The 22,621-nt window shown below is 59.1% G+C and carries 22 protein-coding genes; 4 read left to right on the top strand and 18 right to left on the bottom strand.

Annotation, left to right across the window (positions count from 1 at the left end):
• Positions 1-18: 18 nt before the first annotated feature.
• The 10 genes from FFT87_RS08330 to hrcA form a co-directional block, all read right to left on the bottom strand.
• On the bottom strand, positions 19-666 hold the full coding sequence (locus FFT87_RS08330; RefSeq protein ID WP_219948294.1) for a response regulator transcription factor: 648 nt from the start codon (positions 664-666) through the stop codon (positions 19-21).
• Positions 663-1,823, bottom strand: a complete 1,161-nt coding sequence (locus FFT87_RS08325) for a sensor histidine kinase (protein WP_219948293.1) — start codon at positions 1,821-1,823, stop codon at positions 663-665. Before FFT87_RS08325 ends, FFT87_RS08330 begins: the two co-directional genes overlap by 4 nt.
• Before the next feature lie 94 nt (positions 1,824-1,917).
• The gene (gene era, locus FFT87_RS08320; RefSeq protein ID WP_219948292.1) at positions 1,918-2,817 is read right to left on the bottom strand and encodes a GTPase Era; all 900 of its coding nucleotides are present in this window, start codon (positions 2,815-2,817) and stop codon (positions 1,918-1,920) included.
• Complete coding sequence (locus FFT87_RS08315) at positions 2,814-4,124, bottom strand: hemolysin family protein (RefSeq protein ID WP_219948291.1); 1,311 nt, start codon at positions 4,122-4,124, stop codon at positions 2,814-2,816. Before FFT87_RS08315 ends, era begins: the two co-directional genes overlap by 4 nt.
• A gap of 6 nt (positions 4,125-4,130) precedes the next feature.
• Positions 4,131-4,592 carry an rRNA maturation RNase YbeY gene (gene ybeY, locus FFT87_RS08310; protein ID WP_219948290.1) on the bottom strand — a complete coding sequence of 154 codons (462 nt, stop codon included), beginning with the start codon at positions 4,590-4,592 and terminating at the stop codon, positions 4,131-4,133.
• A 1-nt stretch (position 4,593) separates the two neighbouring features.
• Entirely contained in the window at positions 4,594-5,658 is a 1,065-nt protein-coding gene (locus FFT87_RS08305; protein WP_219948289.1) for a PhoH family protein, read from the bottom strand.
• Entirely contained in the window at positions 5,648-5,998 is a 351-nt protein-coding gene (locus FFT87_RS08300; protein WP_219948288.1) for a histidine triad nucleotide-binding protein, read from the bottom strand. Before FFT87_RS08300 ends, FFT87_RS08305 begins: the two co-directional genes overlap by 11 nt.
• 17 nt (positions 5,999-6,015) lie before the next feature.
• Positions 6,016-6,747, bottom strand: coding sequence for a 16S rRNA (uracil(1498)-N(3))-methyltransferase (locus FFT87_RS08295; protein WP_219948287.1), 732 nt, complete (start codon positions 6,745-6,747; stop codon positions 6,016-6,018).
• Positions 6,748-6,756: 9 nt separating this feature from the next.
• Positions 6,757-7,857 (bottom strand): molecular chaperone DnaJ, encoded by a 1,101-nt coding sequence (gene dnaJ / locus FFT87_RS08290; protein ID WP_219948286.1) that lies wholly within the window; start codon positions 7,855-7,857, stop codon positions 6,757-6,759.
• Between the two features lie 23 nt (positions 7,858-7,880).
• Positions 7,881-8,903: a heat-inducible transcriptional repressor HrcA gene (hrcA, locus tag FFT87_RS08285; protein ID WP_219948285.1), complete on the bottom strand. Its 1,023-nt coding sequence runs from the start codon at positions 8,901-8,903 to the stop codon at positions 7,881-7,883.
• A 211-nt stretch (positions 8,904-9,114) separates the two neighbouring features.
• Between hrcA and FFT87_RS08280 the strand changes: the two genes are divergently transcribed.
• Positions 9,115-9,513, top strand: a complete 399-nt coding sequence (locus FFT87_RS08280) for a DUF4870 domain-containing protein (protein WP_219948284.1) — start codon at positions 9,115-9,117, stop codon at positions 9,511-9,513.
• Positions 9,514-9,620: 107 nt separating this feature from the next.
• Positions 9,621-9,995, top strand: a complete 375-nt coding sequence (locus FFT87_RS08275) for a DUF4870 domain-containing protein (RefSeq protein ID WP_219948283.1) — start codon at positions 9,621-9,623, stop codon at positions 9,993-9,995.
• A 15-nt stretch (positions 9,996-10,010) separates the two neighbouring features.
• On the opposite strand, the gene hemW is transcribed toward FFT87_RS08275, so the two are convergent.
• The gene (hemW, locus tag FFT87_RS08270) at positions 10,011-11,261 is read right to left on the bottom strand and encodes a radical SAM family heme chaperone HemW (RefSeq protein WP_219950764.1); all 1,251 of its coding nucleotides are present in this window, start codon (positions 11,259-11,261) and stop codon (positions 10,011-10,013) included.
• Positions 11,262-11,359: 98 nt separating this feature from the next.
• Between hemW and FFT87_RS08265 the strand changes: the two genes are divergently transcribed.
• Positions 11,360-12,037: an HAD family hydrolase gene (locus FFT87_RS08265; RefSeq protein ID WP_219948282.1), complete on the top strand. Its 678-nt coding sequence runs from the start codon at positions 11,360-11,362 to the stop codon at positions 12,035-12,037.
• Positions 12,038-12,066: 29 nt separating this feature from the next.
• Here the strand turns inward: FFT87_RS08265 and FFT87_RS08260 are convergent, their stop codons facing one another.
• The 3 genes from FFT87_RS08260 to FFT87_RS08250 form a co-directional block, all read right to left on the bottom strand.
• The gene (locus FFT87_RS08260) at positions 12,067-12,660 is read right to left on the bottom strand and encodes a DUF1990 family protein (RefSeq protein ID WP_219948281.1); all 594 of its coding nucleotides are present in this window, start codon (positions 12,658-12,660) and stop codon (positions 12,067-12,069) included.
• Positions 12,661-12,665: 5 nt separating this feature from the next.
• Positions 12,666-14,534 (bottom strand): translation elongation factor 4, encoded by a 1,869-nt coding sequence (gene lepA / locus FFT87_RS08255; RefSeq protein WP_219948280.1) that lies wholly within the window; start codon positions 14,532-14,534, stop codon positions 12,666-12,668.
• Between the two features lie 101 nt (positions 14,535-14,635).
• The gene (locus tag FFT87_RS08250; protein ID WP_219948279.1) at positions 14,636-15,064 is read right to left on the bottom strand and encodes a DUF4190 domain-containing protein; all 429 of its coding nucleotides are present in this window, start codon (positions 15,062-15,064) and stop codon (positions 14,636-14,638) included.
• A gap of 450 nt (positions 15,065-15,514) precedes the next feature.
• Between FFT87_RS08250 and rpsT the strand changes: the two genes are divergently transcribed.
• Positions 15,515-15,775 (top strand): 30S ribosomal protein S20, encoded by a 261-nt coding sequence (gene rpsT, locus FFT87_RS08245; protein WP_219948278.1) that lies wholly within the window; start codon positions 15,515-15,517, stop codon positions 15,773-15,775.
• 81 nt (positions 15,776-15,856) lie between these two features.
• Here the strand turns inward: rpsT and holA are convergent, their stop codons facing one another.
• The 4 genes from holA to leuS form a co-directional block, all read right to left on the bottom strand.
• Entirely contained in the window at positions 15,857-16,885 is a 1,029-nt protein-coding gene (gene holA, locus FFT87_RS08240; protein WP_219948277.1) for a DNA polymerase III subunit delta, read from the bottom strand.
• Between the two features lie 31 nt (positions 16,886-16,916).
• Positions 16,917-19,262, bottom strand: coding sequence for a ComEC/Rec2 family competence protein (locus FFT87_RS08235; RefSeq protein ID WP_219948276.1), 2,346 nt, complete (start codon positions 19,260-19,262; stop codon positions 16,917-16,919).
• Positions 19,259-19,849 carry a ComEA family DNA-binding protein gene (locus tag FFT87_RS08230; protein ID WP_255558962.1) on the bottom strand — a complete coding sequence of 197 codons (591 nt, stop codon included), beginning with the start codon at positions 19,847-19,849 and terminating at the stop codon, positions 19,259-19,261. Before FFT87_RS08230 ends, FFT87_RS08235 begins: the two co-directional genes overlap by 4 nt.
• A 62-nt stretch (positions 19,850-19,911) precedes the next feature.
• Positions 19,912-22,518 (bottom strand): leucine--tRNA ligase, encoded by a 2,607-nt coding sequence (gene leuS, locus FFT87_RS08225; protein WP_219948275.1) that lies wholly within the window; start codon positions 22,516-22,518, stop codon positions 19,912-19,914.
• Positions 22,519-22,621: the final 103 nt, after the last annotated feature.

Genomic DNA, 22,621 nt, shown 5'->3' with positions numbered 1-22,621 from the left:
GTCATCCGGAAGGATGACTCAGGCAAGTCCATTTTCATACGCGAAGACGACCAGCTGCACGCGGTCGCGAAGGCCGAGTTTCGAGAGAATGCGGCTGACATGCGTCTTGACTGTCGCTTCACTCAAGAATTCGCAGCGGGCAATCTCCGCGTTGCTCAGTCCGCGGGCGGCGCGCGAGAATATTTCCCGCTCTCGCGCTGTCAGAGTGTCGAATTCAGGGGGGCGTTGCGAAGGAGCACTGCCAAAGTGTTCGAACAGCTCACGGGTTGCAGACGCCGCAATAACGCTCGTTCCCGCGTGGACGGTCCGAATAGCGGCAAGCAAGAACTCGGGCTCAGCGTCTTTGAGCACGAAGCCGCTCGCTCCTGCTCTAATCGCCCGGGCAGCGGCCTCATCGAGGTCGAAGGTAGTCAACACCACTATTCGAGGTAGTTTCTGATCTCGCCCGCTGAGAATTGACCGAGTGGACTCAATGCCGTCCATCACCGGCATCCGAAGGTCCATCAGCACAACATCAGGGCGCGCCGCCGCCACCATGGTGATGGCCTCGTATCCGTCGCTCGCTTCCCCAACGCATTCGAGATCTGGCTGAGATGAAATCAGCATCCGGATGCCTGCTCTAAAGAGCGCTTGGTCGTCGACTAAACCGACTCTGATGCGGGTCATTGTGTTGTCGGCAGGGCTAAGCGAACCAAAAAATTCTCGCCCTCAGGACCGACATCCAATTGAGCTGCGGTCAGAAGTGCTCGTTCTCGCATTCCAATGAGTCCGTGGCCTGTTCGCTGCTCTGCCAGCGAGTCCTGTTTCGCAATTCGATTCTTCATAGTCACGGTCACGGTTTCACCACTCCATTCGATACTGAGAAGCGCAGGCGCAGCAGGGTCCCCGTGCCTCAGCGCGTTAGTCATGGCCTCCTGCGTTATTCGGTAGAGAGCAATCTGTTTGCCGGCAGGAAGCTCCACTGACGGACCATTCTCGACTACCTCGATCTGGAGTCCAGCTGAGCGCATTTGCTCAACTAGCGCAGAGATGTCAGCCAGTCCGGGCTGCGGCCCCAGACTTTGGCTATGCCGCAGCTGTTCCAGCAATAGCCGCACATCGGTCAGGGCTTCCCTCGCGGTACCAGAGATCGTCGACAGCGCAGAGTCAGCCATGGCGGGATCTGCAGCCGATGCGTACCGCGCTCCGTCTGCTTGGGCGATCACAACCGCGAGTGAGTGGGCAACAACATCGTGCATATCTCGCGCAATCTGATTTCTCTCGAGCTCTACTGCAGCTACGGACTCGGCTACCAGTCTGGCGCTCTTGCTCTCCCGAGCGATCGCCTGTGTTCTCGCGAGCAATCCCGCGGTCCAGCTCAGACCAAGCAACGCAGTCATTCCTACGAATGTGCCCACAAGGCTCATAAACTCGCCGGGGCTTTGCGGCCAGACGAAGGTCGCCCAATCGTCAGGCTGTGTTGGCCCCCAGTAAAAGACGCTGAGGTACATGGCACCGAGCACTGATCCGGCAACGACCGAGATTAGCCCCGCCCGCCTCACCCACGAGCGCCCGTACCGCGCCGCTGAAAAAAGCACAGCAATGATCGCAAGGTTTGCTCCATCGATGGGAAGCAAGAACACCATCTGTGCGAGGGCGCCTAACCACGCAGCAGCCAGCGCTATGGCAGGGCTTAACCGGCGTAGCGCGAAAGCTACTCCCAATATCGCCACGACAGCCCACAGCGGCGCCTCGTTCACTCCGAGGAGATATCGAAGCGCGACTGCGACGAGTGCGACACTCGCATCGAAAATCAGCGCACCACGCGAAAGATGCCGAATCATGGACTCAGGCTACGCGTCGCCTAGAGTCGACGTGCGCAACTCGTCTTCGTCAGGGCAAGAATCATCCTTGCGATGTATGGCTCGCGATGGAAATCTAAAAACCGAGCCGACCGAGCTGTTTAGAGTCGCGTTGCCATTCCTTGGCTACTTTTACCCGCAACGACAGGTAGATCTGCTTACCGACGAGCTTCTCGATTTCTTTGCGAGCACGCGCCCCAACATCTTGCAGTCGTTCGCCGCCCTTGCCGATGATGATTCCCTTTTGGCTGTCGCGCTCGACAAAGATATTGGCAAAGACTTCGAGAAGATCTTTGTCATCGCGCTGAATCATGTCGTCGATAGTGACGGCGATGGAATGCGGGAGTTCGTCCATGACGCCCTCGAGCGCTGCTTCGCGGATGAGTTCGGCAACCCGTGACTCTGTCGACTCATCAGTGACCGCGTCATCCGGGTACAGCGCCTTCGAGACAGGCATGAGTTTCACGAGCTCGGTAGACAAGATATCGAGCTGGATGCTGTCAAATGACGAGATCGGGATGATTTCATCCCAGTCGCGCAGTTCGCTGACGGCACGAAGTTGCTCAGCGACACCGGGACGCGATGACGCGTCAATCTTGGTGACGATCGCCACCTTCTTCGCGCGGGGAAACGAGTCAAGCTGCTCGTTGATGTAGCGGTCACCAGGACCAATTTTTTCGTTGGCAGGAATGCAGAGGCCGATCACGTCGACTTCACCAAGAGTGTCTTTGACGATCGAGTTGAGGCGCTCGCCCAGTAGCGTGCGCGGGCGGTGCATTCCGGGGGTGTCAACAATGATCAGCTGGCCATCTTTGCGATGAACGAGCCCGCGGATGGCTCGCCGCGTCGTTTGGGGCTTCGACGAAGTGATGGCGACTTTCTCGCCAACAAGCGCGTTGGTTAGCGTCGACTTTCCGACGTTGGGGCGACCAACAAAGGTCACGAATCCTGCTCTGAACTCACTGGCGTCGGTCACTGTGATTCACCGTTCTCTCGATCATTCGAGATTGAGTCGTGCTGATTATCGAACGAGGGATCTCGGGCTACGAGCACCGTACTGATGCGTTTGCGCCGCCCCTCGGTGCGTTCTGCGGTGAGCACAAGCCCGGAGTAGTGCGCTACCGCACCGCTCTCAGGCAACCGGCCCAAAGTTTTCATGATGAGGCCACCAACAGAGTCGACTTCATCGTCATCAAGCTCGAGGCCGAAGAGGTCGCCCAGCTCGTCGATCGGCAACCGCGCACTTACGCGGAATATGCCATCCGTGAGTTCCTCGAACTCCGCGACCTCACGGTCGTATTCGTCAGAGATGTCTCCGACTAGTTCTTCAATGAGATCTTCCAATGAGACTAGTCCTGCGATTCCGCCATATTCGTCGACGACCATCGCGAGGTGGTTAGATTCGAGTTGCATCTGACGCAGCAGGCTGTCGGCACGCTGCGACTCTGGCACGAACAACGCGGGGCGAGCCAGCTCTCGGGTGCTGAGCTTATCGGCCTCGATGGGCTGTTCGTAGACCACGCGGGCGATGTCGCGCAGGTATAGCACGCCCATTACTTGGTCAATGTCTTCACCAATTACCGGCACTCGGGAGACGCCGCGGCTCAGGAATAGTCCCATCGCTGCACTCGCCGTGACGTCGGCGTCAACGGTCACCATGTCGGTGCGCGGAATCATGACCTCCCGCACCACGGTGTTGTTGAACTCGAAGATCGAGTGGATGAGGTCGCGATCGTCTTGATCCAGCACTTCATGTTCTGTGGCTTCATCGACCATGCTCAGCAGTTGTTCTTCGCTCGAGAACGTTGCCGTGCGCGGGCGCCCAGGGGTCACCCGGTTGCCGATGGCGACGAGCGCATCCGCAATCGGCCCCAGAATTACGCGGATGCCTCGCACTAGCGGTGCCGAAATCTGAATGACCTTGCGGGAGTGCGCACGTCCAACGCTTCGCGGGCTTGACCCGACGAGAACGAACGAAGCACCGGTCATGATGAGAGCGCTGAACAGGAGGGCAAACCACCACTGTTCAAAAACGGTGGCCAACACGAGCGTCACGAGAACGGCGGCCGTGGTTTCGAGCACAATTCGCATGAAGTTGAGCGCGTTAAAGTGAGCACCCAAGTCGGAGGCGATCGCCAGAATTGCTTTCTTCGCGCGACTTCGACCAGCGAGTTCGACGAGGTCGCTTCGACTGAGCACGGTGAGTGCCGCGTCCGCCGCTGCCAGCAATCCGCCGAGCGAAACCAAGAGAATCGCTACGGCGATGAATATGCCATTCAGCATGGCTGGCTACCTACTTCGTTCGGCAAGCGCAAAGCCCAACAAGATCTCGCGCTGAAGGCTAAACATCTCTTTTTCTTCGTCGGGTTCTGCATGATCGAAGCCGAGCAAGTGTAGGAGTCCATGAGTGGTGAGCAGAAGCATTTCTTCGAGGGGCGGATGTCCGGCGGTCTCCGCTTGAGAAATCGCCACTTGCGGGCACACCACGATGTCGCCGAGCAGCCCTGCCGGCGTCTGGTGAGCTTCAGTTCCCGGGCGCAATTCGTCCATGGGGAAGCTCAGCACGTCGGTGGGGCCGGGTTCGTCCATCCACTGCACATGGAGTTGCTCCATTGCGGCTTCATCGACGAAAACTATGCCGAGTTCGGCATCCGGGTGAACGTGAAGCTGGTCGAGCGCGAAGGTGCACAGTCGCTGAAACGCGTGCTCGTCTACGTCAATCTCTGATTCGTTGTTGATTTCAATTGACACGCTATCGTCCCTCGTGATTGCGGCTGCGAGCTCGCGGTCGGTTGTTGCGGTTGTACTCATCGAGTTGCTTTTCAGCATCGTAGGTGGTGTAAGCATCAACGATCTTGCCCACGAGAGTGTGCCGCACAACGTCGGCACTGGTGAGTTCGGCGAAGTGGATGTCGTCGATGTCTGTCAGCACGTTCGAGACGAGCTTCAGGCCGCTTGCCCCCTCGGGCAGGTCGACCTGCGTGACGTCGCCCGTGATGACCATCTTGGAGTCGAATCCCAGCCGGGTCAGGAACATTTTCATTTGCTCCGGGGTCGTATTTTGCGCCTCGTCGAGGACAACGAAGGACTTATTGAGAGTGCGGCCACGCATATACGCGAGAGGCGCGACCTCAACGGTGCCCGCAGCCAAGAGCTTGGGCACCAATTCTGGGTCCATCATGTCGTTGAGTGCGTCGTACAACGGTCGAAGGTACGGGTCGATCTTGTCGGTCAGCGAACCGGGAAGGAAGCCCAGGCGCTCCCCCGCCTCAATCGCGGGTCGGCTGAGAATAATGCGGTCAACTTCTTTGCGCTGTAACGCCTGCACGGCCTTGGCCATCGCCAAATAGGTTTTGCCTGTTCCTGCCGGCCCAATGCCGAAAACAATGGTGTTGTTGTCCATTGCTTCGACGTATTGCGACTGACCTAACGTCTTGGGGCGAATCGCTTTGCCACGGGCAGTGAGGATTGTCTGACCAAGAAGTGTGTTCGGGCTGCCTTGATTCTGGCGCAGAATGCTCGCTGATGATTCGACGTCGTGAGTACCGAGGTCATGACCATCACGCACCATCGCGATGAGTTCGTCGACGAGATCTTCGGCAGCGGCGACGGATTCTGTGTCACCGGTCAAAGTGATTTCGTTTCCGCGAACGTGGATTTCGACATCCGGAAACTTGCTTTCCACGACCCGAAGCAATCGGTCTTGTGGGCCTAACAGCCGCACCATAGCTACGCCATCCACTTCGATGGCTACGCTCTCGAGCTCGTCGGGATCGGTCTTTACACTGCGTGCGGACTCAGAGTCACTAGTGACCAAGGGTGCCTTCCTCGAGGTTTCCACCGAGCACATGAGCGTGAACGTGGAACACGGTTTGTCCAGCATTTTCGCCGGTATTGAAGATCAATCGGAACTGCCCACCGGTGTGTTCCATGGCGAGCTGTTGTGCAACCGCGACCAGCTCGGCTAGGAGCGAGGGGTTGCCTACTGCGAGTTCTGCGACGTTCGCAAACTCTTCGGTTTTGGGAACCACAAGCAGGTGAACGGGTGCCTGAGGCGCGATATCGCGGAAGGCGATTACGGAATCTGACTCGAAGACAATATCCGCGGGAATCTCGCGAGCGATGATCTTGGTGAAGATCGAAGGGGAATCAGACATGGCTCTAGCCTAAACCTCTAACCCCAGCGACCAAGTTTGACGTTCAACACGGCAAGTGCAGCCGGGCCCGCTGTTGAGGTGCGCAATACTTCGTTGCCGAGCCGAACAGTGGATGCTCCGGCCGCCGTCAACAGTTCGAGCTCGTGATCCGCGACTCCGCCCTCTGGCCCCACGACGAGCACGATGTCGCGATCATCGACGTCAAGGTCGGCAAGCGTTTCTGTGGCGCTGGGCTCGAGGATGAGCATCCGGGTGCTGGATGCGAAAGCTGCTAACTGTTTCGTCGTGACAAGGTCAAGCACATCGGGTAACCACGTGCGCAGCGACTGTTTGCTCGCTTCGCGCACGATGGCGGCCCATCGGTCGCGCCCCTTGGCCACTTTGGGGCCTTGCCAGCGCGAAATACTGCGCGCTGCCGACCACGGAATCACTCCATCAATTCCGAGCTCTGTTGCTACTTGCACCGCAAGCTCGTCACGATCGGCCTTGGCCAATGCTTGGGCGAGGAACACCGCCGGCGTACTGCGAGGCGTGCGCAGTGCCTCGATGACTTCGATGCTGAGCTCGGTGTGTTCAGCCACGGTAATCGGCCCAGAAACTGTCAGCCCAGCACCGTTACTAATCGCGATCGTTTCGCCAACGGTGAGCCGCGACACCGTTACTGCGTGTCGCGCCTCCGTTTTGGTCAGCGAAACGGTGTCGCCGACCTTCGCGTCGTCGAGCTCTTCATCGATATAGAGGTGAGCCACCGTGGTCGCCTACAGGAACCGGTCGCGAAGCTTCGCGAAGAGTCCCTGCTGGAACTCGGAAAATTCGGGTGCCTTGTGCTTACGAACAGCAGCAAGTTGCTTAATCAAGGTCTGCTCGGCACCGCTCAACTTGGTGGGCGTGACCACTTGGATGCCCAACTTCAAGTCACCGCGACCGCCACCGCGCAGAGCCGTAATTCCCCGATCCTTCACCGTGAGAACCTCGCCACTCTGGGTGCCTGGCCTGATGTGCACTTCGACTTTGTCGTCCAAACCGTCGAGCGTGACGGTAGTTCCCAGAATTGCGTCGAGCATCTGGACCTCGACGGTTGCGAGCAAATCGTCGTCGGAGCGGCTGAAGACGTCATGGTGACGCACCTTCATCTCCAAGAACAGATCACCGTGCGGTCCGCCTGCTGGGCCGACCTCACCCTGACCAGGCATCTGCAAACGCAACCCTGTTTCGACTCCTGCGGGAATGTCAACTGAGATGGTGCGCTGAGCACGAACCCGGCCTTGACCGGCACAAGTGGCGCAGGGGTTCACAATGATGTTGCCGTAGCCGCGGCACGTGCCGCACGGGCTCGACGTCATGACGTTGCCCAAGAGGCTGCGAACTTGACGCTGGATCTGGCCGCTGCCCTGGCAGATATCGCAACGAACGGGCGAGGAACCCGGTGCGGAACAGCTTCCTTCACACGTTTCGCAGAGCTCGGCAGTGTTGACCTCGATATCGCGGGTCACGCCGAACATCGTGTCTTTCAGGCTTACCTCAACGCGAAGGAGGGCATCTTGACCCCGCTCACGTCGTGAACGAGGGCCAGCGGTTTGGCCACCACCGCCGCCAAAGAACGTCTCAAAGATGTCGCCGAAGCCGAAGTTGGCTCCGCCGAATCCGCCAGCACCACTGCCACCCATGTCGTACTGCTGGCGCTGCTGCGGATCGCTCAGTACGTCATAGGCGTGAGTTACGCCCTTGAATCGTTCGGAGGCATCCGTGCTGGGGTTGACGTCAGGGTGCAACTCGCGCGCCAACTTGCGGTACGCCTTCTTGATTTCTTCGGGCGTAGCCTCGCGTGCAACACCGAGTGCTTCGTAATGATCTGCCAAAGTTCCGATTGCTCCTTACGAGCTCAATTTTCTTCCAAAAGTCGCGACAGGTATCGCGCAACCGCGCGAACTGCTGCCATGTTGTTCGAGTAGTCCATGCGTGTTGGGCCCAAAACGCCCAAGCGTGCAATGCCACCACCCGAGGAGGAGTATCCGCCAGTTACGACAGATGTCTCCTCAAGTCCAAATTCTGCATTTTCTCTGCCAATGCGAGTGGAAACAGATCCACTGGTTACTTCCATCTCTCCAAAGAGACGCAACAACGTAACCTGCTCTTCTATTGCCTCAAGCACGGGATAAATGCTGCCCGAGAAGTCTTGCTCGGTGCGCGCAAGGTTTGCTGTACCCGCCAAAACCAGTTTGTCATGACGATTAGCAAACACTTGTTCCACCAGGCTTGATGCCACTTGGCTGACGACCGCCTGACGCTCGACCGCGAAAATCTCCGCAAAAGTGGCGAGCGTTACCGCTGCATCAGGCAGCGACTGCCCACTCAGCGCAGAGTTCAGCTTGGCGCGCATCTCCCCCAGGAAAATTTCATCTAGAGGCTCTGAAACATCGATAAGTCGTTGCTCGACGCGGCCAGAATCGGTGATGAATACCGTCATGATGCGTACGGGGCTCAGCGGCACCAACTCAATGTGACGCACGCGAGCGGTAGCAAGGGAAGGGTACTGCACGAGAGCGACACTATTCGTTAGCTGGGACAGCATGCGCACGGTGCGCGCAAGCACGTCATCCAAGTCATCAGCTTGACCGAGAAACGACTCGATCGCTTGCCGCTGAGCGCTCGATAGTGGGCGCGAATCGGCGAGCTGATCGACGAACATGCGGTAGCCCTTATCGGTCGGTACACGACCAGACGAGGTGTGAGGCGCGGCGATGAGCTCTTCGTCTTCGAGCAAAACCATGTCGTTGCGAATCGTTGCTGCTGACACTCCGAAGGAGTGTCGCTCAACAATTGACTTGGATCCGACAGGCTCGCGCGTAGCAACGTAGTCCTGCACGATGACTCGAAGCACGTCAAGTCCGCGGGCGGAAACCATGCCACCACCCACCTTTCCTGATTGGCACTCAATCCGTACGACTGCCAATCTTACTCGACACACCGGGACATACCCGTTGCACCGCGCGAGTCATAGCGCTAGCGTGTCTGTGTACTTGAGCGCTACCTAATTGTGGAAATGCTCAGGTGTTACACCGAGCACTCCGATGAAACCCGGGAAGTTCCCTCGTTCACCTGAAAGGCACGAACACATGACTGACGCAACCCCCCAGCCAGCCGCCCCTCAGCCCGCCGCTCCTCTCACAGAAGCCGAAGACAAGCAGTGGGCGTCTTTCGCCCACCTCGGCGGCATCATTAGCTTCCCACCAGCACTCATCATTTGGTTGGTCTTCAAGGCCCGCGGAGCTTTCACCAACACCGAAGCGAAAGAGGCGCTGAACTTCCAGATCACGTTGGCGATCGCGCAAGTCGCCTTGTTCATCATCGGCTCCATTCTTACCGTGGTGACGCTGGGGCTCTTCGCCATCGTTCAGACGCTCTTGAGCTTCGCAATCTGGGCCGTTGGACTCATCTTCTCCATCATTGGATTCACGAAGGCAAAGGACGGCGAGCACTACCGCTACCCCTTCGCCCTTCGCCTCATCAAGTAATAACTCTCATCGAGTAATTCGCCCCAACGGCTAGTCCGTAGGGCATAGTCCCGTGAGCTTCGGCTCACGGGACTACTTTTTTGTCCGAGTCAGGGTTTAATGGAGTCATGTCAGATTCCACACCTCCTCCCGCTTCCCCGTACGCAACGATCCAACCGATGAGTCCGAGTGACGAGAAGCTCTGGGCGACGCTGATTCATGTCGGAGGTATCTTCTTCTGGTTCCTGCCGTCACTGATCGGCTACCTAGTGCTCAAGGATCGTGGACCGTTTGTGCGAGCACACTCCCGCACGGCGTTGAACTTCCAGATCACGATGACGATTGCCTATGCGGTCGGCGCTGTGCTCAGCATCGTCGTCATCGGCTACCTGATTGTAATTGCCGCCAGCATCGCAGTACTTATTTTCAGCATCATTGCGGCCGTCGCCGCCAATAACGGTCAGGCGTACCAGTACCCGGTGACCATCGAGTTCATTAAATAACTCGACGTTCGCGCTCTAAATAGGGGCGTCAGCGAGCAGGCGCCGCACCACGGCATCCGCGAGCAGGCGCCCCTTTAGTGTGAGCTCGATCGTTCCGCTCAGTGCGGCTCGCGCCTCTACAAGTTCTTCAGCAATGAGCCCGGCGACCGCCTTGCGTCCATCAGCATCGAGAGTGTTGATGAGAAGCCCGTTTCGCACTCGGGTGCGCAGTAAGACGTGCTCCAAATATTTGCTGGAGTCTGCAAGCGTCTCTCGGCCAGCTCCCGGTGAGTGTCCGGCCGCAATGCGGTCGGCATAGGCAGCGGGATGCTTGACGTTCCACCAGCGAACTCCACCAACGTGGCTGTGCGCTCCGGGGCCGATACCCCACCAGTCGTTTCCCAACCAGTAGCCCAAATTGTGGCGACTGGTGTTACTAACGTCAGGGTCAGTACTCGATTTGCCCCAGTTGCTGACCTCGTACCACTCGTAGCTTGCAGCACTGAGCTTCTGCTCTGCCAACTCATACATGTCGGCCTGCAGATCGTCGTCGACCGCAGCAACGACCCCGCGACGGATTTGCGCCGCAAGCTTCGTGCCCGTCTCGATAATGAGCGCGTAGGCAGAAATGTGATCGGGATTCTGAGCGATAGCGTGATCTAACGAACGTTCCCAATCTTCCAGGCTCTCCCCCGGAGTGCCATAGATCAGGTCGAGGCTCACATCGAGCCCCACCTCGCGGGCCCACGTCACTACCGAGGGAACGCGTTCAGGATCGTGAGTGCGCTCAAGCGTCGCGAGCACGTGCGGAACGGCCGACTGCATTCCGAAGGACACGCGCGTGAAGCCAGCTTCCTTGAGCGCAAGCAAATACTCGCGGTCTACAGAGTCAGGGTTTGCTTCGGTCGTTACCTCGACATCCGAGGTAAAGCCCCAGGTGTCGCGCGCAGCAGCAAGCATGCGCGTGAGGTCGGTTACCGGCAACAGCGTTGGAGTGCCGCCACCGAAAAAGATCGTCGATGCTTGGCGAGGAGCGACCCCTGCCTGAGTCAGAACCGTGGATGCCTGCGCCATTTCGGCGATAGCTTCCGTTGCGTAGTCAGACCGCTTAGCGCCGCGCAGCTCCTCACTGGTGTACGTGTTGAAGTCGCAATAACCGCACCGCACCCGGCAGAACGGAACGTGGATATACACGCTCCACGGTCGAGTCTCCGAGCCCGCAGCGGCGCTGTCCGGCAGCGCTCCATCGAGAGGGGCAGGATCGGCAATGGGCAAAGCACCTGGCACGAACGAGTCCCCTAAGCTGCTGAAAATGTGAGCGCGCCACGACATACGCGTGCGGCGACTCGTCAATTGTCGCACCTTACGCATGGGAGCATATAACGGTGAAAACGAATATCCTGTGGGACATTGACGGCACCCTCATCCGCAACTCCCGGGAGGGCGCGACGGTCTATCGCGACGCCTTTACCCACGTCACCGGTGCACCGCCAGTTCACTTCATCTCCAACCCTCATGGCATGACAGAGGGTCAGCTGTTGGCACAACTCCTGGAACTCAATGGGCACCCCGCCACTCTGCTGGACGACATCCTCGTCGAACTCGATGCGCGCACCCAAGCAGCCCACGACAGCGGGTTCGTTCGCGAAGCCGTCGTTGGGGGTCACAACGCCCTCCACGAAGTCGCCAAGCGCGGGTGGACAAACGCCCTCCTGACCGGCAACGGCCCTCAGCACTCCCGGATCAAACTCGTCGCCGCCGGGTACTCAATCGATGACTTCGACTGGGACTATTCGTTTTTCGGCGATCGTTCCCCCGATCGACACCACCTCACGTCGCTCGTTGCTCCGCTGCTCGGCGAAGGCACCCACGTGATCGTCGGCGATACACCCAATGATGGGCTCGCCGCCGACTCAGCCTCGTTACCATTCATCGCCGTTGCGACCGGTGCCTTTTCGGTAGCTGACCTCCGTGAGACCGGCGCCGTGCTCGTCGTTGACGATCTCGTACAGGGGCTCGACGACGTGCTTGGAGCAATCGCCGCCCTCAGCCAGCGCAGATAATACCCGCTAGCAATGCGTGCGGCGGCGAGTTAGTGCGAAGGAATTGCTCCAGCCAACGCGCGCAAATACCGGCCAACCACGATGTACTGCAAGATTCGCAAAGCAGGCGACAGCAACATCCACTTCGTTGACGATGGTCGCGAGAACGAGCGGACCGTAACCCACACAGAGTTATCGTCACGGCGTTCGATCATGAATGACTCTTCACCCCGCAGCGGATGCCCCTCTAGCGTTCCGTACGCGAACCCGGCGGTCTTGGGCTGATCTACGACGTACACAACCCGCACCGGCTCGTGTGCAGTAAACCGCCCACGCCCGATCGACAAGACGATGGTGTCGCCGGGGCGAACTTGAGGGTGCGAATCACTATCGTGAGACAGATCGAGCAAGTTGCCGAGCGGGTCACGAGGCAGCAGCGTCACGCCAAATCCGCTGCGACGTTTGATGCCCCACGTCAGAACCTGCTGGCGTGCAAAATTCCAGCGTTCATCCCCATGCCCAATCCGAGCGCTACGTTCGACACGGCGGAAGCCCTCCGGCGGAAGAACGGTAAAAGTGCTGCCGCGCGTGGCACCGACCGCGCCGTACGTTACGGGCGCATTGGGGTAGGTGCGGGCATCCACTTCGTCTACTTCTTCTCTTTGCCGGCTTCGACTTCACCAGACAGCGCTGCGATGAACGCAGACTGCGGAACCTCAACACGGCCAACCATCTTCATGCGCTTCTTGCCCTCTTTTTGCTTCTCGAGGAGCTTGCGCTTACGGCTGATGTCACCGCCGTAGCACTTAGCAAGAACGTCTTTGCGCATGGCCCGAATCGACTCGCGCGCGATGATCTTCGACCCGATCGCTGCCTGAATGGGAACCTCAAACTGCTGACGCGGAATCAGTTTCTTCAAGCGTTCGGTCATCAGCACGCCGTAAGCATACGAATTATCGCGGTGCACGATCGCGCTGAACGCGTCAACAGCCTCACCCTGCAACAGGATGTCGACCTTGACGAGGTCGGCTTCCTGATGTCCGCTTGGCTCATAATCGAGGCTTGCATAGCCCTGCGTTCGGCTCTTCAAGTGATCAAAGAAGTCGAAGACAATCTCGCCGAGTGGCATCGTGTAGTGAAGCTCCACCCGGTCGGTTCCGACATATTCCATGCCCTGCATGGTTCCGCGGCGCGACTGGCAGAGTTCCATCACCGTTCCGACGAAATCCTTCGGCGTAAGAACGGATGCCTTCACCATCGGTTCGCTCACACTACCGATCTTGCCACCAGGGAACTCGCTCGGGTTCGTCACGGTGGTGAACTTCTTGTCGTCACCCATCACTTCGTAAATCACCGATGGCGCCGTAGCGATCATGTCGAGATTGAACTCGCGCTCGAGACGCTCACGCACGATCTCCAAATGCAGCAGGCCCAAGAACCCACAACGGAAACCGAAACCAAGCGCCACTGACGTTTCCGGCTCGTAGACCAGAGCGGCATCCGAGAGCTTCAGTTTGTCGAGAGCCTCGCGCAGCACCGGATAATCGGAACCATCGATCGGGTAGAGCCCCGAGAAGACCATCGGTTTCGGCTCGGAGTAACCCTTGAGCGGCTGTGTCGACGGCTTGGCAAAGTTGGTGACCGTGTCGCCGACCTTGCTCAGTCGAACATCCTTCACACCGGTAATGAGATATCCAACCTCACCAACGCCGAGACCCTTCGTCGGGGTCGGTTCTGGCGAACTCACGCCGATCTCGAGCAACTCATGGGCCGACTTCGTCGACATCATCATGACTTTCTCGCGCGGTGCCATCTTGCCGTCGATCATGCGGACATACGTGATGACGCCACGGTACGCGTCGTAGACCGAGTCGAAAATCATGGCACGGGCAGGAGCGGTTGGGTCACCGACGGGAGCCGGGATGAGGCGCGTTGCTTCGTCGAGAAGCTCGGGAACGCCGATGCCGGTCTTGCCGGAAACGCGAAGCACTGTAGAGGGATCGCAACCGATGAGGCCAGCGATTTCTTCGGCGTACTTGTCAGGATCAGCCGCCGGCAGGTCGATCTTGTTGAGCACCGGGATGATCGTCAGGTCGTTCTCCATCGCCAAGTACAGGTTGGCGAGAGTCTGAGCCTCGATGCCCTGGGCCGCATCGACCAAGAGGATTGCACCCTCACAGGCTGCCAGCGAACGCGAAACCTCATAACTGAAGTCAACGTGGCCTGGGGTGTCAATCATGTTGAGCGCGTAGGCCTGCTCTTTACCGTTTTCGTCGGTAAGCGACCAGGGCATGCGTACTGCCTGGCTTTTGATGGTGATGCCGCGCTCACGCTCAATATCCATGCGGTCGAGGTACTGCGCCCGCATATTGCGGTCGCTAACAACCCCCGTGACCGAAAGCATGCGGTCAGCGAGGGTGGACTTGCCGTGATCGATATGCGCAATGATGCAAAAGTTGCGGATAAACGCAGGATCGGTCGAAGCAGGCTCAAGTGTGTAAGAGGCGCGAGGAGACATCCGCCCAATTCTCCCATGAAGCCGACGATCCTGCGCGCACCCGACCTAAACGACAGGCCGGGGCGCCACCAAAGACTGGTCGAGGAACGCTAACGACGCGCCTAGAAGCCAGCAAAGAGGATGATCGGCAGTGCGAACAGGGCAATTCCCGCCAAGATAACGATCCAGCCGAACGAGGCAACACAGGCCAAAACGATGCCCCAGATCGAGAATGCTCGGCCCGTTGGCTCATCGCGCAGGCCAAACACTCCCAAGAGGATAGCGGCCAGCGGCACAACAACGCTCTGCGCAAAAAAGAACGACGCGATGCCCAAACTCAGCGCCAGAATGCTCATCGTACGAGAAGGACGTCGCGTGGATGACGAAGATGCAGCGGCGAAGTCCGCGGATGAGGGCGAACCTCCCTCAGCGTGCTCGGGATGCTCGGGGTGCTCGGTAGTTGCCTCCGAAGCCTGGCCATCGTGGTCAGATCGCTCGAGAACCACTACGGAAGAATCGGGAACAGAATCAGAAACAGTTGAAGAAGTCATGCTTCGAGAATAGAAAAACAGAACCAGCCGAGGAATCGGGATAACCCCCGGAAGCACGGCGGGAAACACGCGCTCGAACGCCGAGGAATGAACGCAGGGCGTGGCACGCCGGCAGGACGATACGTGCTGCACTATTCTTGAAAGGTAAGGCAGGCAAGACAGCTGAATCCCGCCCGACCGAACAAACAAGTTTGTTCGGCGCTGGGGTCGCGCAATTGCGTTGCAATTGCCATAGCTCCACCGGAACCGAACAAACAAGTTTGTTCGGCGCTGGGGTCGCGCAATTGCGTTGCAATTGCCATAGCTCCACCGCGCTGGTAATGTTGCCTGTTGGCTTATGCATATAGTTCTTTGTCGAACAGTATGCGCATCGCGGCCGGGAATCAGAACACCGATTCTCTTCCACGGCCGCCCACCATCTCTGATCCACAAACAAGAAAGCACATACACGTGGCAAATATTAAGTCGCAGATCAAGCGCATCGGCACCAACAAGAAGTCCCAAGACCGCAACCGTCAGGTCAGGAGCCAGGTCAAGACCGCTATCCGCGCAACACGCGCAGCGATCAAGTCTGGCGACAAAGACGCCGCTCTCACGAGCCTGAAGGTTGCCGCCAAGTCGCTCGACAAGGCAGCCGGCAAGGGCGTCCTGCACAAGAACCAGGCAGCGAACCGCAAGTCGGCCATCGCCAAGCAGGTCGCAGCACTCTAAAGACCTCTGATCGGCACACCGCCGAACACAACAAAAGCCTCCACCGTTCGCGGCTGGAGGCTTTTGTCGTTAAGCCGTTGACTAGTAGTTGCCGCGAGCCGCCACAATTGAGATCATGCGTTCTAGGGCGAAAACGGGGTCGCGCCCCAAACCTTTCACTTGAGCATCCGTGTCGGCGATCGCCTCAATCGCGGAGCCGAGCCCGGCATCACTCCAGCCTCGCAAATCTTTCATCGCCCGCTCGGCCTGCCACGGCGCCATACCAAACGTTTTCGCGGCTTGTCCCGATGACATCGAACCGCCGGAGAGTTTCGCCATCGTGCGCAGCTTCGAAGCAAACGCGGCAACGATCGGCACCGGATCTGCACCCGAAGCCAGTGCATGGCGTAATAGGACGAGGGCTTCGCCGGAGCGCCCAGCGATTGCTGAGTCAGCAACCTTGAATGCACTGGTTTCTACGCGCCCCGAATAGTAGCGGGCAACAGTTGACTCGTTGATCTCATCGGCATCGTCAGCGATGAGTTGTTGGCACGCCGCGGCGAGTTCAGCAAGATCGGCCGAGAATGCGGAGACGAGCGTGCGGAGAGCTCCTGGAGTCACCCGCCTGCGCTTGGTGGCGAATTCCGCTGCCGCGAAGTCGTACTTTTCGGCGTCCTTCTTGAGATCGAGACACGTGATTTCAATGCCGCCACCGGCGCCAGAACGAATCGCGTCAAGCAGCTTTTTGCCCCTGACTCCCCCGGCATGACGCAGCACCACGTAGGTGTCTTCGGCGGGCGCATCCAAATATTTGATGGTCTCAGTGATGAAAGCATCGGTGCACTTTTCAACGTTGGTCACCCGGATCATCCGCGGCTCGCTGAAAAGCGACGGGCTCGCCAAGCTGATGAGTTCTCCTGGAGAATACTGATCCGCCTCGAGATCGCTCACTTCGAGACTGGGATCTTCTACTTTCAGGGTGTCGCGCAACAGTCGAATCGCGCGGTCAGCGAGGAACCCTTCGGTGCCACTGACCAACACAATGGGAGCCGGACGCACCTTGTTCCACGTCAACTGTGGAATAGCGACCTTCGACTTTGTCGCCGATCGTGCTGGGGGTTTAACGGCCACGAGACTCCTCACATAGAACTGCTACTCAAGCCTATCCTTGCGCACTGACGCGCCGTTCCGACCACAACGAGACTGCGCCGGGTCGCAACGTTGGCGACACTAAAACCAATCCGTCTGTGTCGCTTCGCGCGATCGAGATCCCCGCCTCCGCAAGCATGTCGAGGGCTTCAGCGGTGGGATGCCCGTAACCGTTCTCTTCACCGACCCCCACCAATCCCAGCGTGGCGCTGACAGCGACATAGAGCGGCGCGTATTGGTCGGCAGAACCGTGATGACTTACTTTGACGACATCCACTCGCGAGAGTCGGCGTTCACCTACGAGCCGCGCTTGCGCACTCTCACCTAGGTCACCCAAAAATACTGAGCTGAGGCATTGCTGCATGCAGTCTGGTCGCGGCAAAAACTCCACGACGAGACTCGCATCGTTGCCCGGATCGATGCCGGAAAGCCGCTCGCCAGGCCACAACACGCTCCATCTCAACTCGCCGAGCTCTCCGCGATCTCCCGTGCTTGTCGGAAGCACCTGAGCCCCAGCCGCCGCAAGCACTTCGATCACCGCCTCATCTTTGGCAGACCCGGTCGGACCTACCAACACAGTGTCCACTCGGCCGACCACCGCCTCGGTGCCGCCCACATGATCGTGGTCGAAGTGCGTAAGCACCAAAAGGTCGATTCGGTCAATGTCTAAGCGTGCAAGACACTTGTCGAGTCGATCAGGATCAGGACCGGTATCGATGAGGGCGATTTCTTTACCGCTGCGCAGAACGACAGCGTCACCTTGACCGACATCGCACTGCGCGAACTGCCAATCCCTCGGCCACGAGAGAGCGGCACTCACGCCGAGGCCAGCGGCGGATGCGGCTACGACCGTCGCAACGATGAGAAGCGTGGTGATGGCGCGGCAGCGCCAGCGGCCTCTCATGACGAGCGCAGCCAGCAGCACCACGGTGAGCGCACTAAGCGCGACAACTCCGATCCACCCCTCCCACCAAGGAATGCGTGCACCAGGCGCGTCAGAAAAGAACGTGGCTACGGCGGCCACCCATGCAGACGGCAACCAGGCGATCCACAACAACGCCAAGCCGAGCGGAGGGAACACCGATAGCGCCACACAGGCCGCTAAACCAACGACAGTGGCTACCGGGGCCGCTGGCGCCGCAAGGACATTCGCCACCACCCCATAGGTGGGCAACGTGGGTTGAAGCAAGAGCAGGATCGGCTGGCACGCAAGCTGAGCCGCGAGAGGCACCGCAATCACTAGCGATAACCACCGCGGCAGCCAGCGCCCCAAAAATTGAGCTAGCGGTTCCGCAAAGAGCAAGAGGCCAGCCGTCGCGAACACGGAGAGCGCAAACGCGAAGTTGCGGGCCAGCCAAGGATCGAACACGAGGAGGCTGATTGCGGCAAGAGAGAGCACCGCCATACCGCGGATCGGTCGCCCACTTGCCAACGCGATGAGCACCAGAGTCGCCATCAGCGCCGCCCGAAGAACGCTGGGGTCAGGGGTGACGAGCACAACAAAGGCGAGAAGCACAAGCACAGAGAGCGCAATCCGCAGTGCACGATGAACGCCGATTCGGCCGCCGAGAGCCATGATCAGCCCCACCACAATGGCGCAGTTGGCGCCCGAAACCGCTGTGAGGTGACTCAACGAGCTCGTCTTCATAGCCGCGTCAAGTTCCTCGCTTACCGCTGCAGTGTCTCCGATCGCAAGCCCACCGATTAGTTGCCCGCCACCGCCGGGAAGGATCTCGGCTGCTGCAGCAAAGGTGCGCCGCAAGTGGTTCGCCCACTCGAGACCACCGTTCGGGTCGGCACGCCATTGCGGTTCTTCCGAAGAAAACACCAGCACTGCTCTGCCGTCACCCGGCTCCGTTGCCGTCAGCGTTGCGGTAACCGAGAAAGCGACTCCGATCCCCCATTCCGGATTCTGGGGCGGCTGCGATGCGCTGTCTTCACTGAAACGATCGCTCTCTCGAAATACCAGTGCCGGGGAACTCAGCGGCACCGTTTTCCCTTCGACAACAACTGCGGTGAGTTGCGCGTGAAAGTACTCAGCCTCTGCGCTTGCCGCCGAGGTCGTCGTTCCCCACACCTCGACCTGGCTGTGACGAGCAGCAAGATCGCTCAGCGATTGAGGCTGACGAGCATCCGCGTGGATCGCGACAGAAGTCGAGCAGAGGGCTGCCAGCGCACACGCGAGAGCGACGCTAGTGAGCAGCCGCCGGCGCGAGACGAGCGCTGAGGCTGTGGCGATTCCCGCAGCCAGCCACAACGCTAGAGTGCTGGCCAACGCCCACTGCGGAACGCCAATCAGAACCACCGCAACTAGCCAAGCAAGCGCAACCGGGATGCTCAGCCGCAGATCGAGACTCATACGGTAATCAACTCGCGAAGCCCCTCGAAGGTTTTGTCGCCGATACCCGAAACACTTCGCAGGTCGTCAATGCTGGCAAATCGTCCGTTGGCGTCTCGCCACGCCAAGATGCGTGCCGCCATAGCCGGACCGACCCGAGGCAGGGTGTCGAGCGCTGCGGCATCTGCCGTGTTCAAGTTCACACGCGAATCGGATGCTGCAGCATCCGCCGACTGTTCGCCCTCTACGGGCACAGCAAACTGTTCGCCATCGGTCAGGAGCCGAGCGAGGTTGAGCTCATCGCGATTGGCCGTAGCGGTAAATCCCCCGGCAGCCGCAATGGCGTCGATAACGCGGGAACCGTCCGCGAGTTCGAAAAGGCCGGGCCGAACAACTGCTCCCGTGACGTGAACGAAAACCGGCGGAGCCCCAAACGAGGCTTCGACGCCGTTCTCCCCAGGCTCGGCCCGAGAAATCTCGGTAGGTTCTGGCCGCGCGGTAAGCGCCGTCGCCAGCACTGCGCAGCCAAGAGCGACCAAGACGAGTACAACGACTGCCCCAACACGTAGCCGCAATCGGGCACGTCTCGCTTGCTCAAACTCTTCCACGCACAAAAACTAAGCGAGCCCCGATCTCTCGGAGCTCGCTTAGCTACAATGTGTGAAGCGGCCTAGCCTTCTGTGGGCTGTTGACGAGTCGCAATGTTGACGAGCTTCGGCGCCCGCACGATGACCTTGATGATCTCGCGGTCGCCAACGCTTCGCATAACGACCTCAGAGGCCAGAGCAAGTGCCTCGAGCGCCGCCACATCAATCTTCGGCGAGACTTCGAGACGGTCACGGACCTTGCCATCCACTTGCACAACGGCGGTCACCGACTCTTCGACGAGAAGCGCAGGTTCTGCCTTGCGCCATCCGGCGAGGGCAACGGTGGGCTCGTAACCAAGCTTCTCCCACATCTCTTCGGCCGTGTGCGGGGCAAATAGGCTCAGTGCGATCGTGATGACCTCTGCAGCTTCACGAACAGCCGCATCCCCGCCACCAGCGCCACTGTCGATCACCTTGCGCGTCGTGTTCACGAGATCCATGATGCGAGCAACAAGCACGTTGAACTTCAGGGATTCTGCGAGGCCTGGGCCATCCGCCAAGAACCGATGAGTGGCACGACGCAGCGCGATATCGCCGGTCTTCCACTCGATCTCGGGTGCACTCGTGACATCTCCGACGAGACGGAAAGCGCGAGCCAAGAACTTGTGGGATGCGGGAGGAGAAACATCTTCCCAGTTGATGTTTTCTTCGGGCGGGCCAGCGAACGCGAGGGTCAGGCGCAGAGCATCTGCTCCGTGCTCCGCAATTTCGCCGGAGAAGGTAACAGCCTTGCGACTGCGCTTCGACATTTTCTTGCCCTCAGAGAGCACCATGCCCTGATTGAGCAGAGCGCTGAAAGGCTCAGTGAAGCTCACATAGCCGAGGTCAAAAAGAACCTTCGTGATGAAGCGCGAGTAAAGCAGGTGCAGAATCGCGTGCTCTACTCCGCCGACGTACTGGTCGACGGGAGCCCATTTCTCAGCCTCTGCCGGGTCGAACGCCTTATCGGGGTCGTTCGGCGAAAGGAACCGCAAAAAATACCACGAGCTGTCGACGAAGGTGTCCATCGTGTCAGCGTCGCGAAGAGCAGGGCTACCATCGCGCGGGTCTTCAACGTTGATCCAGTCTTCGGCGGCAGCGAGAGGCGACTTGCCCTTGGGCTTCAGGTCGAGCCCTTCGGTCGACGGCAACTCAACCGGCAGCTGGTCGAAGGGAACCGGAATGAGTTCGCCATCCGAGCCATGGATGATCGGGATGGGGGTTCCCCAGAAGCGTTGGCGGCTGATCAACCAGTCGCGCAAGCGGTACGTCTTCGCAGCACGGCCCGTTCCGGCAGCCTCGAGCTGTTCAACAATCTTCTTGATCGCGTTGCTCTTGCTGAGCCCATCGAGCGGCCCAGAGTTGATCATGCGGCCATCGCCCTGCAACGACTTGCCAGTGTCGCGAGGATTCAACGGCGGTAGGTCATCCGGAAGGATCGCCATGCCGTTCTCATCGAGCTCGAGAACAGGAATTGCTCCGGTGATTGGAGCATTCGTGTCGAGAACGACGCGCACGGGCAGGTCAAACTTGATCGCGAACTCGAGGTCACGCTGGTCGTGGGCCGGCACAGCCATAACCGCGCCATGACCGTAGTCGGCGAGTACATAGTCGGCAGCCCAGATCGGGATTCGCTCGCCCGTCACCGGGTTGATGGCAAAACGGTCAAGCGGGATACCAGTCTTGGGGCGACCAGCATCCTTGCGCTCGATCTCGGTCTGCTTCTGAGTCTGCTCAAGATAGCTGGTAAACGACGCTCTAACGTCGTCGCTCGCATTTTCAACGAGCTCAGCAGCGAGGTCACCATCGGGGGCAACAACCATAAAAGTGACGCCGTAGAGCGTGTCTGGACGCGTCGTGAAGACGGTGACTTTCTCGTCGCGACCCTCAATTTCGAAGTCAACGTCGGCACCGATTGAACGGCCGATCCAGTTGCGCTGCATCGACAGCACCTTCGACGGCCACGCACCCTCAAGCTGGTTCAGGTCATCGAGCAGACGGTCGGCATAGTCGGTAATTTTGAGGTACCACTGCGTGAGCTTCTTCTTGACAACGACTGCGCCGGAACGCTCGGACGTGCCGTCGGCCAGAACCTGCTCGTTCGCAAGAACGGTCTGGTCTATCGGGTCCCAGTTGACCCAGGAGTCCTTGCGATAGGCGAGGCCCTTTTCGTACATCTTGAGGAACAACCACTGGTTCCACTTGTAGTACTCGGGGTCGCTCGTGTGCAGAACACGATCCCAGTCGAACGAGACGCCGTAGAGCTTCATGCTCTTTTTTTGCTGCTCGATGTTGTCGTATGTCCAACCACGAGGGTCAATACCGCGCTCGATGGCCGCGTTCTCGGCAGGAAGACCGAAGGAGTCCCATCCAATGGGGTGCAGCACGTTGAAGCCACGCTGACGCCAGTAGCGCGCCGCGATGTCACCAAACGCATACGCCTCAGCGTGCCCCATGTGAAGGTCGCCTGAGGGGTACGGGAACATGTCGAGAATGTACTTGCGCGGGCGTTTGTCGTCAGGGTCACTCGTCGCGAACGGCTTTAGCTCGTCCCACTTGGCTTGCCACTTCGCGTGGATGGCCGCGACGTCATAGCCGGGGGTTGCATCGCGATCATCGTGTGCATCAGCAAAGTTGGGCTGCTCAGTCACGTAAACACTCTCAATTCGTTACAGGGAAGATCCAAGATTACCCAACTCACGGCCGCGCTCGAGGGGGCCAAAACGTGTCGGGTTATTCCATTGTCTATGAGTT

Source organism: Salinibacterium sp. M195 (genome assembly GCF_019443965.1).
Lineage (GTDB): Bacteria > Actinomycetota > Actinomycetes > Actinomycetales > Microbacteriaceae > Rhodoglobus.
This window is presented reverse-complemented; position numbering and strand designations above follow the sequence as displayed.

Bases quoted from the DNA above. Each gene is read 5' to 3' on its own strand.
- FFT87_RS08330 (WP_219948294.1), bottom strand. From the start codon at position 666: ATGACCCGCATCAGAGTCGGTTTAGTCGACGACCAAGCGCTCTTTAGA.
- FFT87_RS08325 (WP_219948293.1), bottom strand. From the start codon at position 1,823: ATGATTCGGCATCTTTCGCGTGGTGCGCTGATTTTCGATGCGAGTGTC.
- FFT87_RS08315 (WP_219948291.1), bottom strand. From the start codon at position 4,124: ATGCTGAATGGCATATTCATCGCCGTAGCGATTCTCTTGGTTTCGCTC.
- FFT87_RS08300 (WP_219948288.1), bottom strand. From the start codon at position 5,998: ATGTCTGATTCCCCTTCGATCTTCACCAAGATCATCGCTCGCGAGATT.
- hrcA (WP_219948285.1), bottom strand. From the start codon at position 8,903: ATGGTTTCCGCCCGCGGACTTGACGTGCTTCGAGTCATCGTGCAGGAC.
- FFT87_RS08280 (WP_219948284.1), top strand. From the start codon at position 9,115: ATGACTGACGCAACCCCCCAGCCAGCCGCCCCTCAGCCCGCCGCTCCT.
- FFT87_RS08275 (WP_219948283.1), top strand. From the start codon at position 9,621: ATGTCAGATTCCACACCTCCTCCCGCTTCCCCGTACGCAACGATCCAA.
- lepA (WP_219948280.1), bottom strand. From the start codon at position 14,534: ATGTCTCCTCGCGCCTCTTACACACTTGAGCCTGCTTCGACCGATCCT.
- FFT87_RS08250 (WP_219948279.1), bottom strand. From the start codon at position 15,064: ATGACTTCTTCAACTGTTTCTGATTCTGTTCCCGATTCTTCCGTAGTG.
- FFT87_RS08235 (WP_219948276.1), bottom strand. From the start codon at position 19,262: ATGAGTCTCGATCTGCGGCTGAGCATCCCGGTTGCGCTTGCTTGGCTA.